Here is a 14,036-nt window from a genome sequence, read left to right as displayed (position 1 = left end):
AAATTTACCGCTAACTATATTGTGCCTATATTTATAAATTGCCCAAATTCCACCTTAGATTAACAGCCAACAGTCACAGTTTTCACGGTTTTCTTTGCGCCTATTCGTGAGGTAATTCCCCAACAAAAAAACTTGCCCCAGAAGCATCACCCCCCCAAGGCAAGCAAACTCTCTACATTCTTTCTTTACTCCGCGCTCTCTGCGCCTCTGCGGTTCGTTAAAGTTGCTTCACTTCCGAAACCAACTTCGACACCATATCTTTAGCGCCACCAAAAAGCATCGTAGTTTTATCCTTGTAGAACAACTCATTATCTACACCGGCAAAACCCGTACTCATCCCGCGCTTAATCACAATCGTCTGCTTCGCCCGATCAACTTCCAAAATTGGCATACCATAAATCGGGCTATTTTTATCACTCCGCGCCGCCGGATTTACCACATCATTTGCCCCAATTACTAAAGCCACATCCGCTTGCTCAAATTGGGGATTAATATCATCCATGTCGTACAACTGCGTATAAGGCACATTTGCCTCTGCAAGTAACACATTCATGTGTCCCGGCATTCTCCCAGCAACGGGGTGAATGGCATACTTGACATCAACGCCCATTTTTTCTAACTGATCTGACAATTCCCGGACACTATGTTGCGCTTGGGCAACTGCCATACCATAACCAGGTACAATTACCACAGAACGGGCATAACCCAACATCATCGCCCCTTCTTCGGGATCGATACTGCGGACAGTTTGATCAGTTGCACCACCACTAGCAGCAGCACCACCAGAACTAGAACCTGTACCAAAAGCGCTGAACAGCACACTAAATAACGAGCGGTTCATCGCCTTACACATAATTTCGGTGAGGATTAAGCCAGATGCTCCCACCAAAGCCCCAGCGATGATTAACATATTGTTCATCACCACGAACCCAGCAGCAGCAGCCGCCACACCTGACAACGAGTTCAACAGCGAAATTACCACCGGCATATCGCCGCCACCAATGGGGATGACGAACATCACGCCCAATACTAAAGAAACGCCAACCACTCCCAAAAATATCGGTAAGCTATTTGGTGTGATGATTAAGTAAGCACTACCTACTATATAAGCACCCAGAAGCAAGAGGTTAAATGGTTGCTGGAAAGGAAATGTAATCGGGGAACCGCTAATTAAACCTTGCAATTTGGCAAAGGCTAAAAAACTACCTGTGAAGGTAATACCACCGATTAACACATCCAATAGTATGGAAATGTTGACATCTAGCGGTATCGCCTGAGAACTATCTAATAATCGCCAGAATTCGGCAACAGCTACTAAAGCCGAAGCTGCACCACCCAAACCGTTGAGTAAACCCACCATTTGGGGCATTTCGGTCATTTGGACTTTGTAGGCAACGATCGCACCAATTCCCGATCCAATCGCCAAGCCCAACAATATCATCTCGTAATTCAACACATGTTGATCCAGCATTGTCGCGGCGATCGCTAGCAGCATCCCTACAGCCGCAACGAGATTACCATTCCGCGCTGTAGCAGGTGATCCCAGTTTTTTCAACCCCAGAATAAATAACGATGCAGCGACTAAGTACGTCAGCTGAATGCCAGTTGGTAAAAAGTCGCTCACGCCTTAATCTCCTTCTTCTTGAACATTTGCAACATTCTGTCTGTCACTAAAAAACCACCCACAACGTTGATTGTTGCCAATACCACAGCAATCAAACCGAGAATTACTGATACATTCGTGTCTCTCGCACCAGCAGCAACTATTGCTCCCAGTACCGCAATGCCAGAAATCGCGTTTGAACCTGACATTAAGGGCGTGTGTAAAGTCGGTGGTATTTTATTGATGACTTCAAAACCGATAAAAGATGCCAATACAAATACAAACAAAGCAGCAAGTAATGCCTCTGTCATGCTTGAAAAACTCCTAGTTGATTTTTCATTAGCCCACGGAGGTGGGCTTCGTTTGTGTAGCCGCGAATTCCATTCGCCCCGGCTCTAAGTTGACATTTATGAACATGTTATGCTCCTACTAACCTGCTCCAACGCCGCTCAAAGCTTGTAAAGCATCCCTGACTCGTTGATTGCGAATTTCACCTGCGTGGGTAACGCAAGCTGCATCAACGATGTCGTCGCTAAAGTCCACCTGCAAAGCTTTGTCTTTAATTAGTAATTGCATCAACGAAGTTACGTTTTTGGCATACAATTGGCTGGCATGAATTGGCATCGATGATGGGAGATTGATCGGGCCGATAATTGTTACACCGTTCCACACAATATCTTTGCCGGGTTCAGTACAGGCGCAGTTACCACCCTGTTCGGCGGCCAAATCCACAATCACTGAACCTGGTTTCATTTGTGCCACCATTTCTTCTGTAACTAGCCGTGGTGCTTGTCTCCCAGGTACTTGAGCGGTAGTAATCACCACATCAGAATTCTTAATGTGTTCGGCGACAACTTCTTGAGTGCGTTGTTTGCTAGCTTCCGAAATTTCCTTAGCGTAACCACCTGCGGCGACGGTTTCTTCGTCTAATTTAACTTCAACGAATTTCGCCCCCAAACTTTGGACTTCTTCTTTAACGGCGGGACGAATATCAAAGGCTTCTACCACTGCTCCCAAACGTCTCGCGGTGGCGATCGCTTGCAATCCGGCTACACCAGCGCCCATAATAAATACTTTCGCTGGAGCGATCGTCCCGGCGGCTGTGGTTAACATCGGGAAATATTTCGGTAATGCAGCTGCGGCAATTAATACAGCCTTGTAACCTGCTAATGAAGCTTGCGAGGACAAAGCATCCATACTTTGCGCCCTGGTAGTACGGGGAATCATTTCCATACTCAAGGCTGTGACTTTACGGTTTGCTAGTTGCTGTGCTACAACGGGGTTTCCCAAAGGATTGAGGAAACTGACTAAAACAGCCCCTTCCTTTAGCAAGTCAATTTCTGAGCGTCCATCTTCTCGTTCTTGTGGGGGACTGACTTTCAACAGAATATCTGTTTCGCCCCATAATTTGGCAGTATCGCTGATTATTGTGGCTCCTGCGGCTTCATAGTCAGAATCGTTAAAAAATGCTCGCTCTCCTGCACCTGTTTCTACCCACACTTCCAAACCTTGTTTTACCAATCGGGTAACGGTGTCAGGAATTAATGCCACACGACGTTCACAAACTTCAATTTCTTTAGCAACTGCTATTCTCATGAAATCTCCTGAAGATAAATACCTAATCTCTGCTAAGTAAACGATTGTCTAGATGAGAGTATCCCGCACTCATAGTACTTAGGCAGGAACATCACCCATGAATTTTACTTGTAGATTGAACAAAAGAAACTTTCCTCTCCCACTCCTAGCTGTCCAGGCAAAGCCTGATGCCGTTCGCAGATGTCATATCACATAGTTGCAAACAGGGTTACGTATTGCACATCCTAAATTGATTCCCAAATTTTGCATCTTTATCTTCAGCTTGTTTTCGGGATTGATAAATTTTGGTATTCCTTTCTTATAGAGTAATATTGACCAAATTTTGAAAGCTTTATAATTTCCCAATTAAATTTTAATGATTACGACTTTGATTCCAACTTATTTTAATCAGTTTAGTTTAGCTTAACTGGCGATCGCTGATGGCACGCCTCAATTTTTATAACAAAATTCTCAAATTTAGATACACTTATACATATTTGGAAACACAATCTAACCCCGACTGTGTTTATATTTAGTTTAAAATTTGACCAACCTAGTCATCAAATCAGCACTCTGTAAGGGTAATTAAGTAAATAAATTATACGTTAAGTAGGTAGGCAAGATAAAACCAAACTATGTAACGAAAAGTAAAATCTCTGTATTTGGCTCGTAGTTGCGCTTTAGCGCTAAAGCGCAACTATGAGCGAGTGATGATTACTTGCACCCACTTACTTAAATTTATAACTAAGTAGTTTTGCTGTCGCCCAAACCTTAGTGAGGATGACACTTTTTTTTGTTATTGAACGTCAATTGTCAGGAAGTCAGTAGTAAAGTTTAGTAACGAATAATAACACACAGTTATTTGAGATAACAGATTTATATTTTGGTAGAGGAAGCCTGATTATGCGACGTTTACTTTCTGCTTTAGCCGTGACTAGCTTTGTAGTTACTGGATTACCAGCCCTAACTTTGGCACAAAGTTTACCTGGATTTACGCTCTTTAGCGGTGTCAAAGCCGAAAATCAGCTGCCCTTCCGGTTAGATTATGGTGGGCAAGCTAATGGTTGGGATCGTTACATATTAAGGATTCCAGCCAAAAAAATGAAATTGGCAGTGGGTCAATTTGCAATTACCTACCCTAATTATTACAAAGGAACTTTTGACCAGAAAAAAATTGAAGTCCGAGTCAAAGGCAAAGCAGTTCCGCTTTCTGAGGTGAAGTGGGACAAAGAAGGTAAGCTGATTAATATTTTTCCCCAAGACCCAGTGCCAGCAGGTAGCGCAGTTGAGGTAGTCTTATCTAACGTGAAAAATCCATCTTTTGGCGGAGTTTACTATTTTAACTGTCAAGTCCTCTCCCCTGGCGATGTGCCACTCCTGCGCTACATGGGAACATGGATTTTGAGCATCAATTAAGTTTGGGGGCTGGGGAGATGAGGGAGATGAGGGAGAAAGAATAACTAATGACAATTCCCTATTCCCTATTCCCTATTCCCTATTCCCTAATAAAGTAATAGAATTAGAGATTGTGAGTTTTTATAAAAATCACCTAAGAGGAGAAGAGTATGAAAAGAACACTAGGCGGCACTAGCCGTAAGAGAAAAAGAACCTCTGGTTTTCGGGCTAGGATGCGGACACCAGACGGCAGGAACGTGATTAGCGCCAGGAGAAGAAAGGGGCGTCACCGTCTAAGCGTTTAGGGCGTATCTAAGCTAAAAGAGCATCTGTGGCTTTGCCTAAAGCAAATCGATTAAAATCCCGCAAGGATTTTCAGGCAGTTTTCCGGGAAGGGATTCGGCGTAATGGCTCTTATTTAACATTGAGAGCCTTAAAGCCGTTATGTTCAACAAAACCTTCTTTGTCTACTGCTACCCAGACAACACAAGCAACTGACTTAAGAACTCTTGCCAGTACGCGGATTGGCATTTCCATAAGCACAAAAGTCAGCAAAAGGGCAGTGGTTCGCAACCGAATCAAACGGCAAATTGCTTCTGCTTTACATAACTTGCTGCCCAAATTATCACCAGGATGGCGGCTAGTGTTCATTGTCAAACCCACAGCAGTAGAATCTAAGTGCGTAAGCCCACAATTTCTGCAAGAATTAGAGCAGTTGTTGGCACAAGCTGAGGTGTTCGATGGGAATTCGTGAAGATGTTTATTATGAAGGTGGCCCCCATCGCGGGGATTTAATTGTCAACGTGTTGATTGGGCTAACCATTGTCGGGATACCATTAACAGTTGGGGCAATTGTCAGAGCATTGTGGCTGCGTTTCCGCATCACCGATCGCCGAATTACTGTGATCGGAGGTTGGCAGGGACGCGATCGCACTGACATAATTTACTCAGAAATTGTCAAAGTCGTTACAGTCCCCCGTGGCATTGGCTTATGGGGAGATATGGTACTAACCCTAAAAAACGGCAGTCGTCTCGAATTGCGGGCAATTCCCAAGTTTCGGGAAGTCTATGACTACATCAACGAAAGAATTGTTGCGAAAAATCCCGAATATAGCGCTGCTGCTAACAAGTGATCAGATTAGGGAGTAGGGAGTAGGGAGTAGGCAATGCAAAATTTACTTAGATAAAATCCAAAGTTAAGAACTTCCCACTTACCAAAAACTACATACCACTCCCAATTCCCCACTCAATTTTTTGGGATGTGCGGCTATCCGTAGCGAAGGGTAGTCGCACATAATTCATGATTTAGATAAATTAGATTCAGTTTACAGTAGCTCAGGTTGAATTCAGAATAATGGATTTTGGTATCGGCTTTCTCTCGAACAACGTGATGCTGCCAATCATAGATTTTTTCTATGGTATTGTGCCTAGCTACGGATTGGCGATCGTTGCTTTGACATTGATAGTCCGCTTCGCGCTCTATCCCCTGAGTGCTGGCTCAATTCGCAATATGCGGAAGATGCGAATTGTACAACCTCTGATGCAGAAGCGGATGGCAGAAATCAAAGAGCGCTATAAGGATGAACCGCAAAAGCAGCAAGAGGAAATGGTCAATGTTCAAAAAGAATTTGGCAATCCCTTAGCAGGCTGTTTTCCATTACTAGTGCAAATGCCGGTCTTATTAGCGCTGTTTGCCACTTTGCGGGGTTCGCCTTTTGCAAGTGCTAACTACAGCGTTAATCTGCAAATCTTACCCGCAGCACAAATCGAACAAATTCAACCGCAAGCCTTTGCCACTGCTCCTCAAAATATTTACGTTGCTGATGGAGAACACGTTAAAGTAGCTGCCATCCTTCCTAGTGGTAACAAACTAGCGGTGGGAGAACAAACTAAGATCCAATATCAGACCGTTGAGGGCAAACCATTTCAGGTACTCTTAGCAGAACACCCAGAAAATAAGCTGGTTCCTGATTGGAAAGTTACCAAAGGTGAAGATAGGGTAAAAATTGATGCCCAAGGCAATGTAGAAGCATTGCAGCCCGGAGAAGTTACTATTCAAGGAACAATTCCTGGACTAGCAGCAGACAAAGGCTTTCTATTTATTGATGCCTTAGGCAGGGTTGGCGCAACCGATCCAGATGGCACAATCCACTGGGATATCGTCGCCATGATCGTCTCCTTTGGAATCAGCCTTTATGTTAGCCAAATGCTATCCGGGCAAAATTCCAGTGGTGGCAATCCGCAGCAAGATACAGTTAACAAAATCACTCCAGTAATTTTTTCTGGGATGTTTTTGTTCTTCCCCTTACCTGCTGGGGTGCTGATGTATATGGTAATTGGTAATATTTTCCAAACTGCACAAACTTATCTTCTCTCGCGCGAACCTCTACCAGAAGAACTGCAAAAAATCGTAGCAACCCAGGAAAAAGAAGCAGTAGTGGTAGAACAAAAGGCATTGCCATTTGAACCAAAAAGTGCCAAGAAAAAGGCGACAGGGGGATCATGAGCAATATTCCCATGCAGCGAGGTCAGCAGTGGTTAAAAACCCTGCTGGAACTCACTGGAATACCTGCTGAAATTCAGGGTCATTTAGAAGCAGCCCAATCTCAAGAGGGCGATTCGCCAGAACCAGATAACTACTGGTTAACAATTGATCAAACTAAGTTGACGACAGAACAAATCCAGGTATTAATTGGTGCTGATGGTTCTGTGTTAGATGCGATTCAGTATCTAGCAAATTCGGTTTTAAACTTAAGCCAACCCCCTGAAGAACAAGCCTCTTACACCATTGAGTTGAATGGCTACCGGGTCAAAAGAGAAGCCGAAATTCGCGCATTAGCAGAAGCAGCAGCCGATGAAGTGCGCTTTTCTGGTAGAGAAGTGGAAATCAAATCCCTTAGTTCTGCTGAAAGGCGACAAATCCATACCTTCTTGAAGGAGTTTGGAGATTTGGAAACCTTCAGTCGCGGTAAAGAGCCGCATCGTCATCTGGTTGTCCGTCCGGCTTCGTTGGAAGAAGTTAGGAGTTAGGAGTTAGGAGTTAGGAGTTGGGAGTTGGGAGTTGGGAGTTGGGAGTTGGGAGTTGGGAGTTGGGAGTTGGGAGTTGGGAGTTGGGAGTTGGGAGTTGGGAGTTGGGAGTTTGGAGTTGGGAGTTTGGAGTTGGGAGTTGATTGAAAACTCATAACCATATAATTTCAAAACTTCTCTTGTTCTTAAGAGATAAAGTAAAGATGTAGTATCAGTATTATTGCTGGTAATGAAGATAAATTCTTAGTGAGGATGTCTCACAAATCCTATGGACGCAATTTTTATTCCGCAGCTAACTCAAGCCCCGGAGCGGACAGAGGAAGTTCAGGTTCAGGAATTTCTGCCTGGTCTGGAAACGTTGACACCAGTTCGCGCTCGTGTGCGCGTGCAGCATCATGGCAATTACCTGGAAGTGTCCGCTCAGGCAGAAACAATTATTACTTGTACCTGCAACCGATGTTTGCAGCAATACAATCGACGTTTAGGGCTTGATACGAAGGAAATCATCTGGTTAGACGAAAATGCAAATCAGGCAAATGACTTGCCTTTAGAGCGAGAAGTAGTTATGGAAGAGTTGCTGGAAACCCTTCCACCCGATGGTTATTTTTATCCAAACGAATGGCTCTATGAGCAGATGTGCTTGGCAGTACCTCAGCGCCAATTATGTAATCGCAATTGTCCAGGTATTCCTGTAAATAGTACTATTGATATTTCTGATAGTCCTGAAACTCCAGTTGATCATCGTTGGGCTTCTCTGGAAGCACTGAAAAAGCAACTTCCGGGATAGACAAATCACTATCAACTTCGTCAACGCGCTACTAATAGCGCGTTTTTTAAGTAGTTAATTATTATACCTGTATGGTACACAGTAAAGCTAGGAACTGAAAGTATAGTCCCAAATAATTCGCCAGACAAACTCGCTAATTATTTGCCCTCTCCTTCATCTTTTTGCCAAATTGGGATGCTCCCAGTTGTTGACTGAGCGCACTGTAAGTAAGTCGGTCCAAATAATCATCACTGGTTTGTAATTGCGCTTTAGCGCAAGACAGCGCAACTACGAGCCAAATACAGAGATTTTACTTTTCGTTACATAGTTTGGTTTTTTCTCGGTGGCCTACTTACTTCTGAGTCAAAGTTATACATCTAGGAGGAGCGCTCTGTCACCGCTTCGCTACAACTGGCTCATCATTAAATTTTTGTCTGCTCACACCCAAGCCTAGATACACAATTGATTTTTAATTATGTAAAGTTACGCTTTCACTGCCTTGAAAGCCCTGATTTCCCGTAGGGGCAATTCATGAATTGCCCCTACATTTCGTACCTAATGCGTAAGTCCTAGTTAAGTCATGTTACATATTTAGATTTCTATCCTGACATGCTTAATAATTAATATTTAGTATTTGATCCTAAAAATCACTTACTATTGGAAAATTTTGAAGAATTACCAGGAGTAACTCAATGCTTATTTCAAATTTAAAGACTGAAAATATGTTTGTGGAATTACTTGATAAGGAAGCGGAATCCATATCTGGAGGAATTAGCGTCACAGCCGATAAACTTAACTTATCATTCACAAATGTAGCTTTAGACCTAGAGGGTTTTAAGATTTTCCTTAAAAAAGGATCTATCAAGTTAACTGGAGTAAAATTAAGTGTTTGAAGATAAAAGGAGAGCGAACATTCTGATTTTGCAAAAATAAAACAAGCCATATTATTCGCGAGTTTCGATTGCGAATAATATGGCTTCAATATTGTAGTTCTTCCTCCTCTTGCTCAGGTCGATAACTAATGTCTAGAAGACAATCATCAAGAGGATGAATTATTCTCTGTATCTCCTGCCAAATAAAACGTCTAAAAACTGATTTTCCCACTGTTGAGATGTCTTATCAAAGGCCAACCATCGCAGAAACATAAATACCGTTTGGTGTTATAAATATTACATTTGGGTCATAAGATATTTCTTGTCTCTTGAAGCCTCCAACCTGTATTAGCGTGGTGTCTTTGCTCAAAATTCTAATACTAATTCCTCGGTTGTCGGTTGAGTAAGTGATGTCAACATTGAAAACTTCACCATTTGGCAGTCTGACTGGCGCGAAATGAATACCAAGGACATTTTAAGCTTCTGCAAAAGGGCGTGAATTTACGTTCAATAGAGGCTTAAGTTCAATTTCGCAGAGGCTTTTCCATTGCCCCGACAATTCTTCACCGTACTGCAAATACAACTTCATTTGATCTTCCTAAAGTTAATAAGTAGGTAGGCATAATTAAATATAAGATCAAACCTCACCCTCAATCCCTCTCCGTGAGTTCGGAGAGGGAAGCCGGATTGAGGGTAAGGTTTTATATTTAATTTGACCCACTTACTTATATCGTCATAAGCGCATTTCAAATGCTATTGAAAAGCAGTTTTAGAGGCATCATATTGGGATAAACAAGCAACAATAATAGTTAGCATATAGTTATTATCGGTAGCGGCTCGATTTGATTTTTGACGATTACTACGTTTGCTAAAATTAAATGTTATCAATCACCTAATGATTTAAATTCTGTTTACCACAAAAGAGCGATCGCCTTTAAAAAATATCTCACATAGAGCGATCGCACTCGCAACCGCTATGAACTGGTAGATGTTGGTTTTTTAGTTGTTAGAGGTGATACAAACCTGAACAATGAGAGAATAACTAATAACCACAGCTATATATGAACTTCCGTGAAGAGTTTAAACTGCTGCTACGCGCCCGCTACCCGTTAATTTATATTCCCACCTATGAGGAAGAACGGGTAGAAGCAGCTATCCGGGAAGAAGCAACCAACCAGGGTAATCGCCCAGTGTATACTTGGGATTTTGTCGATGGCTACCAGGGAAACCCTAATGATGTTGGGTTTGGGCGGCGTAACCCATTGCAAGCTTTAGAATTTATCGAAAAATTACCAGCTTCGGCACCAGCTGTATTGATTCTCCGAGATTATCATCGCTTTTTAGATGATGTAGCGATCGCTCGCAAACTCCGCAATCTGTCTCGGCTTCTCAAGTCGCAACCAAAAAATATTGTCCTACTCTCACCGCGCATCGCCATTCCTGACGACTTAACCGAAGTGCTGACAGTAGTGGAGTTTCCCTTACCCGCCGGCCCAGAAATTAAAACTGAGGTGGAACGCTTACTACAAAGTACTGGCAACTCCCTTTCTGGCAAAGTTTTAGATGATTTGGTGCGCTCTTGTCAAGGGCTTTCGATGGAACGGATTCGCCGGGTTTTGGCAAAAGCGATCGCTACCCACGGTGAATTGCAACCAGAAGACGTGGATCTCGTTTTGGAAGAAAAGCGCCAAACTATCCGCCAAACCCAAATCCTGGACTTCTACCCCGCTAGTGAGCAAATATCTGATATTGGCGGACTGGATAATTTAAAAGACTGGCTGATTCGGCGGGGAGGTTCATTTACTGATAAAGCGCGACAGTACGGATTACCGCACCCCCGTGGTTTAATGTTGGTGGGTATTCAGGGAACTGGTAAATCGTTAACCGCAAAAGCGATCGCTCATCACTGGCATTTACCCTTGTTACGTTTGGATGTGGGAAGGTTATTTGGTGGTTTGGTGGGTGAATCAGAATCTCGGACTCGGCAAATGATCCAAGTAGCTGAAGCCCTCGCTCCCTGTATTTTGTGGATTGATGAAATAGATAAAGCCTTTGCTGGAGTTGGTAGCAAAGGTGATGCAGGAACAGCCAGCCGGGTGTTTGGTACTTTTATTAACTGGCTAGCCGAAAAAAGCTCACCCGTTTTTGTTGTCGCCACCGCCAACGACATTCAAGCCTTACCACCGGAAATGCTGCGTAAGGGACGATTTGATGAAATTTTCTTTGTGGGATTGCCCACCCAAGAAGAGAGAAAAGCAATTTATGATGTTCATTTATCCCGATTGCGCCCCCATAACTTAAAAAGTTATGACATCGAAAGGTTAGCTTATGAAACGCCCGATTTTTCTGGAGCAGAAATTGAGCAAACTTTAATTGAAGCGATGCATATTGGATTTAGCCAAAACCGCGACTTTGCGACTGACGACATTTTAGAAGCAGCTAGTCAGATCATCCCCTTAGCGCGAACTGCTGTAGAGCAAATTCAGCACCTCCAAGAATGGGCTGCTGCGGGGAGAGCGCGTTTAGCATCTAAACACAATCCTTTAAGCGATCGCCTGCGGCGGACTACGTGAACGCATTCAGTAGTAGCTACAATAATTGGTTAGTTAATAATTGCTAGTTAATAGTCAATAGTTAATCATGATATTACTATTGACTATTGACCATTGGCGATCGGGTTTTAACTATGTTGTCTGGCTTCATAAAGTTTATACTTGGGTTTTTCTTAGCGATCGCTGTGCTAATAGGTGGCGGCGCTGCAATTGGACTCTATTTCATGAATCGCACCGGCATACCCCCTGCCAAACCGGTTTTTTCTAATGATAGTCCCTCGGTGAAAGCCCAAGCTCCCAAAGCAACTGAGCCTAAAGGAGCTAAATCCACACCTGGGGCAAAGGCTGAATCGTCTTCAAGCCCAACCTCCACTCCCACAGAATCACCAAAGGCTAGCCCATCACCAAAACCATTGCCATCGGGAGCTTACCGAGGGCGTGTTAGTTGGCGTGAAGGCTTGAGTTTGCGATCGCAACCAAATCAAGAAGCTGAAAAAGTTGGTGGGGTTGGTTTTAATCAAAAAATTATTATCTTGGAACAAAGCGAGGATAAATCCTGGCAAAAGATCCGTTTGGAAGGTAGCGAACAAGAAGGTTGGGTAAAAGCAGGTAATACTCAAAAAGTTGATGAACAATAACATTTGGGAATGTTCTTCGGGGCATTGGTTATTAATTCTTGTCCCTCACTCCCTCATCCCCCTACTCTCTACTTCAATCACTTGTAAAGAACCATACACAAAATAAACACAACACAGAGCAAGTCGTATAATTAGGTGTAGTCATAACTTGAAAAAAACAAGTGGAAACAGGGGTAAATAGCTATTCAACCAAGCTTGCCTCAGTCTACGAGGCATCCGCAAGTGTCAAGGTTGTTCCTACCGTAGCTAATTTCAAATTTTTGAATTGGAAAAAGTTATCTAGTGGTGTGGCGATCCGTCTTTTGTCCGTAGCATTGACTACGGGGCTTCTGAATATCGCTGGACAAGCTTTAGCACTTCAGAAAATAGGAAGTAATGGCGCTGAAGTTAGCAGTAGCCAGAGGTGTTTAAAAAACTTAGGCTACTTTAAGGGCCCAGTAAGTGGCAAGTTTGCTAACTTGACTCAGAATGCTGTGATCAAATTCCAGCAAGCCAATAGAATTCCTGCTGATGGTGTTGTGGGTGCTAGTACTCAAAGAGCCTTGCAACGAGCATGTCAAAGTAGAACTTCTAGCAGAAATACTAGTGGTGGATTGCGGCCAAGTGGTCAATATCCTGTTCTCTCTCAAGGCAAAACTGGTGCAGCCGTAACAAAGTTACAACAGCGTTTGCGGCAGTTAGGCTACTTGAATGCTAATCCCACTGGAAATTTTGGCCCAATGACTAGAGATGCTGTAATTGCATTCCAGCGAAATTATCGCATATCTGGTAAGGGGATTGTGAATCAACAAACGTGGAACGCACTACTAGGTTCCTCTCCGACTCCAGCCAGATCAAGTCTCTCAACTCAACAAGTGAAAGAATTACAAGTGCGTTTGCGGCAGCTAGGTTATTTTAATACTGCTGCTACCGGGAATATTGGCCCAATGACTAGAGATGCTGTAATTGCATTCCAGCGAAATTATCGCCTACCTGTTGATGGCATTGCCAATACTCAAGTTTTGGAGTCAGTGCGTAGAGCCTCCACACCTGGATATACTACTCAACAACCAGGCAGAAGTTATCTGACTATAGGCGATCGCGGAGAAAATGTCAGATTAGTTCAAGAGCGTTTGTCGCAGTTGGGTTTCTCTAATACCAATCCTGATGGCGTTTTCAACGATTACACCAAAGAATCTGTGATTGCATTTCAGCAATCTTCTCGACTCAATTCTACTGGAAATGTAGATTGGCAAACTTGGGAAGCATTAGGGTTGAATAGCTCGAATGTGGGGAATTCTGCTGAGAATAATAGTTATGTATTTACTAATACTAATGACTATGTAGCAGATGAAAATAATCGCTATTTACCTCCTACTAATAACCTAGTGCCTGTGACTAATGGCAACACATTAGTTGCTAATAATCCCTACAGAGTAATAGTACCAATTTCCAATAATGATACTCTGAGTAAAGTGCAACAATATATACCCAATGCTGTCACGGAACAATCCCATTTAGGGGATTATGTGAATGCTGGAGAATTTAGCGATCGCGCACAAGCAGAAACACTAACGAAAAAGCTTCGCTCATTAGGTCTTGATGCACGGGTAAAATACAATTAATTCG

Annotated in this window: 14 protein-coding genes; 11 read left to right on the top strand and 3 right to left on the bottom strand. The window is 43.1% G+C overall.

All coding sequences use genetic code 11. The features are described 5' to 3' along the window. Window positions 1-217: 217 nt before the first annotated feature. The 3 genes from V7K73_RS20705 to V7K73_RS20695 all read right to left on the bottom strand — a co-directional run bounded on the left by V7K73_RS20705 (window position 218) and on the right by V7K73_RS20695 (window position 3,199). Window positions 218-1,624 (bottom strand): NAD(P)(+) transhydrogenase (Re/Si-specific) subunit beta, encoded by a 1,407-nt coding sequence (locus V7K73_RS20705; RefSeq protein ID WP_334882592.1) that lies wholly within the window; start codon window positions 1,622-1,624, stop codon window positions 218-220. Continuing rightward, window positions 1,621-1,914 carry an NAD(P) transhydrogenase subunit alpha gene (locus tag V7K73_RS20700; protein ID WP_191757267.1) on the bottom strand — a complete coding sequence of 98 codons (294 nt, stop codon included), beginning with the start codon at window positions 1,912-1,914 and terminating at the stop codon, window positions 1,621-1,623. The genes V7K73_RS20705 and V7K73_RS20700 overlap by 4 nt, the downstream gene beginning before the upstream one ends. A 118-nt stretch (window positions 1,915-2,032) precedes the next feature. Next, a complete protein-coding gene (locus tag V7K73_RS20695) occupies window positions 2,033-3,199 on the bottom strand; it encodes a Re/Si-specific NAD(P)(+) transhydrogenase subunit alpha (RefSeq protein ID WP_334882590.1) in 1,167 nt (388 codons plus the stop codon). An 882-nt stretch (window positions 3,200-4,081) separates the two neighbouring features. Between V7K73_RS20695 and V7K73_RS20690 the strand changes: the two genes are divergently transcribed. The 11 genes from V7K73_RS20690 (at window position 4,082) to V7K73_RS20640 (ending at window position 14,032) form a co-directional block, all read left to right on the top strand. After that, window positions 4,082-4,594: a DUF2808 domain-containing protein gene (locus tag V7K73_RS20690; protein ID WP_334882588.1), complete on the top strand. Its 513-nt coding sequence runs from the start codon at window positions 4,082-4,084 to the stop codon at window positions 4,592-4,594. A 149-nt stretch (window positions 4,595-4,743) separates the two neighbouring features. Next, entirely contained in the window at window positions 4,744-4,878 is a 135-nt protein-coding gene (gene rpmH / locus V7K73_RS20685; protein WP_094327629.1) for a 50S ribosomal protein L34, read from the top strand. Between the two features lie 26 nt (window positions 4,879-4,904). Then, complete coding sequence (rnpA, locus tag V7K73_RS20680) at window positions 4,905-5,327, top strand: ribonuclease P protein component (protein WP_334882586.1); 423 nt, start codon at window positions 4,905-4,907, stop codon at window positions 5,325-5,327. Continuing rightward, complete coding sequence (locus V7K73_RS20675; protein ID WP_334882585.1) at window positions 5,314-5,706, top strand: PH domain-containing protein; 393 nt, start codon at window positions 5,314-5,316, stop codon at window positions 5,704-5,706. The genes rnpA and V7K73_RS20675 overlap by 14 nt, the downstream gene beginning before the upstream one ends. Before the next feature lie 221 nt (window positions 5,707-5,927). After that, window positions 5,928-7,079, top strand: coding sequence for a membrane protein insertase YidC (gene yidC, locus V7K73_RS20670; protein WP_334882583.1), 1,152 nt, complete (start codon window positions 5,928-5,930; stop codon window positions 7,077-7,079). After that, a complete protein-coding gene (locus tag V7K73_RS20665; RefSeq protein ID WP_334882581.1) occupies window positions 7,076-7,603 on the top strand; it encodes a Jag family protein in 528 nt (175 codons plus the stop codon). The genes yidC and V7K73_RS20665 overlap by 4 nt, the downstream gene beginning before the upstream one ends. Window positions 7,604-7,868: 265 nt before the next feature. Then, the gene (locus V7K73_RS20660) at window positions 7,869-8,387 is read left to right on the top strand and encodes a YceD family protein (protein ID WP_334882579.1); all 519 of its coding nucleotides are present in this window, start codon (window positions 7,869-7,871) and stop codon (window positions 8,385-8,387) included. 671 nt (window positions 8,388-9,058) lie between these two features. Then, window positions 9,059-9,259 carry a hypothetical protein gene (locus V7K73_RS20655; RefSeq protein WP_334882577.1) on the top strand — a complete coding sequence of 67 codons (201 nt, stop codon included), beginning with the start codon at window positions 9,059-9,061 and terminating at the stop codon, window positions 9,257-9,259. Window positions 9,260-10,299: 1,040 nt separating this feature from the next. After that, window positions 10,300-11,811 carry an AAA family ATPase gene (locus V7K73_RS20650; RefSeq protein ID WP_334882575.1) on the top strand — a complete coding sequence of 504 codons (1,512 nt, stop codon included), beginning with the start codon at window positions 10,300-10,302 and terminating at the stop codon, window positions 11,809-11,811. Window positions 11,812-11,924: 113 nt separating this feature from the next. Continuing rightward, the gene (locus tag V7K73_RS20645; protein ID WP_334882666.1) at window positions 11,925-12,428 is read left to right on the top strand and encodes an SH3 domain-containing protein; all 504 of its coding nucleotides are present in this window, start codon (window positions 11,925-11,927) and stop codon (window positions 12,426-12,428) included. 161 nt (window positions 12,429-12,589) lie between these two features. Next, window positions 12,590-14,032, top strand: a complete 1,443-nt coding sequence (locus V7K73_RS20640; RefSeq protein ID WP_334882574.1) for a peptidoglycan-binding domain-containing protein — start codon at window positions 12,590-12,592, stop codon at window positions 14,030-14,032. Window positions 14,033-14,036 lie beyond the last annotated feature (4 nt).

It is taken from the genome of Nostoc sp. (assembly GCF_036916975.1).
Taxonomy (GTDB): domain Bacteria; phylum Cyanobacteriota; class Cyanobacteriia; order Cyanobacteriales; family Nostocaceae; genus Nostoc.
This window is presented reverse-complemented; position numbering and strand designations above follow the sequence as displayed.

Excerpts from the sequence above, each read along its gene's own strand:
- V7K73_RS20700 (WP_191757267.1), bottom strand. The coding sequence starts at position 1,914 with ATGACAGAGGCATTACTTGCTGCTTTGTTTGTATTTGTATTGGCATCT.
- V7K73_RS20695 (WP_334882590.1), bottom strand. The coding sequence starts at position 3,199 with ATGAGAATAGCAGTTGCTAAAGAAATTGAAGTTTGTGAACGTCGTGTG.
- V7K73_RS20690 (WP_334882588.1), top strand. The coding sequence starts at position 4,082 with ATGCGACGTTTACTTTCTGCTTTAGCCGTGACTAGCTTTGTAGTTACT.
- rpmH (WP_094327629.1), top strand. The coding sequence starts at position 4,744 with ATGAAAAGAACACTAGGCGGCACTAGCCGTAAGAGAAAAAGAACCTCT.
- V7K73_RS20675 (WP_334882585.1), top strand. The coding sequence starts at position 5,314 with ATGGGAATTCGTGAAGATGTTTATTATGAAGGTGGCCCCCATCGCGGG.
- yidC (WP_334882583.1), top strand. The coding sequence starts at position 5,928 with ATGGATTTTGGTATCGGCTTTCTCTCGAACAACGTGATGCTGCCAATC.
- V7K73_RS20665 (WP_334882581.1), top strand. The coding sequence starts at position 7,076 with ATGAGCAATATTCCCATGCAGCGAGGTCAGCAGTGGTTAAAAACCCTG.
- V7K73_RS20660 (WP_334882579.1), top strand. The coding sequence starts at position 7,869 with ATGGACGCAATTTTTATTCCGCAGCTAACTCAAGCCCCGGAGCGGACA.
- V7K73_RS20655 (WP_334882577.1), top strand. The coding sequence starts at position 9,059 with ATGCTTATTTCAAATTTAAAGACTGAAAATATGTTTGTGGAATTACTT.
- V7K73_RS20650 (WP_334882575.1), top strand. The coding sequence starts at position 10,300 with ATGAACTTCCGTGAAGAGTTTAAACTGCTGCTACGCGCCCGCTACCCG.
- V7K73_RS20645 (WP_334882666.1), top strand. The coding sequence starts at position 11,925 with ATGTTGTCTGGCTTCATAAAGTTTATACTTGGGTTTTTCTTAGCGATC.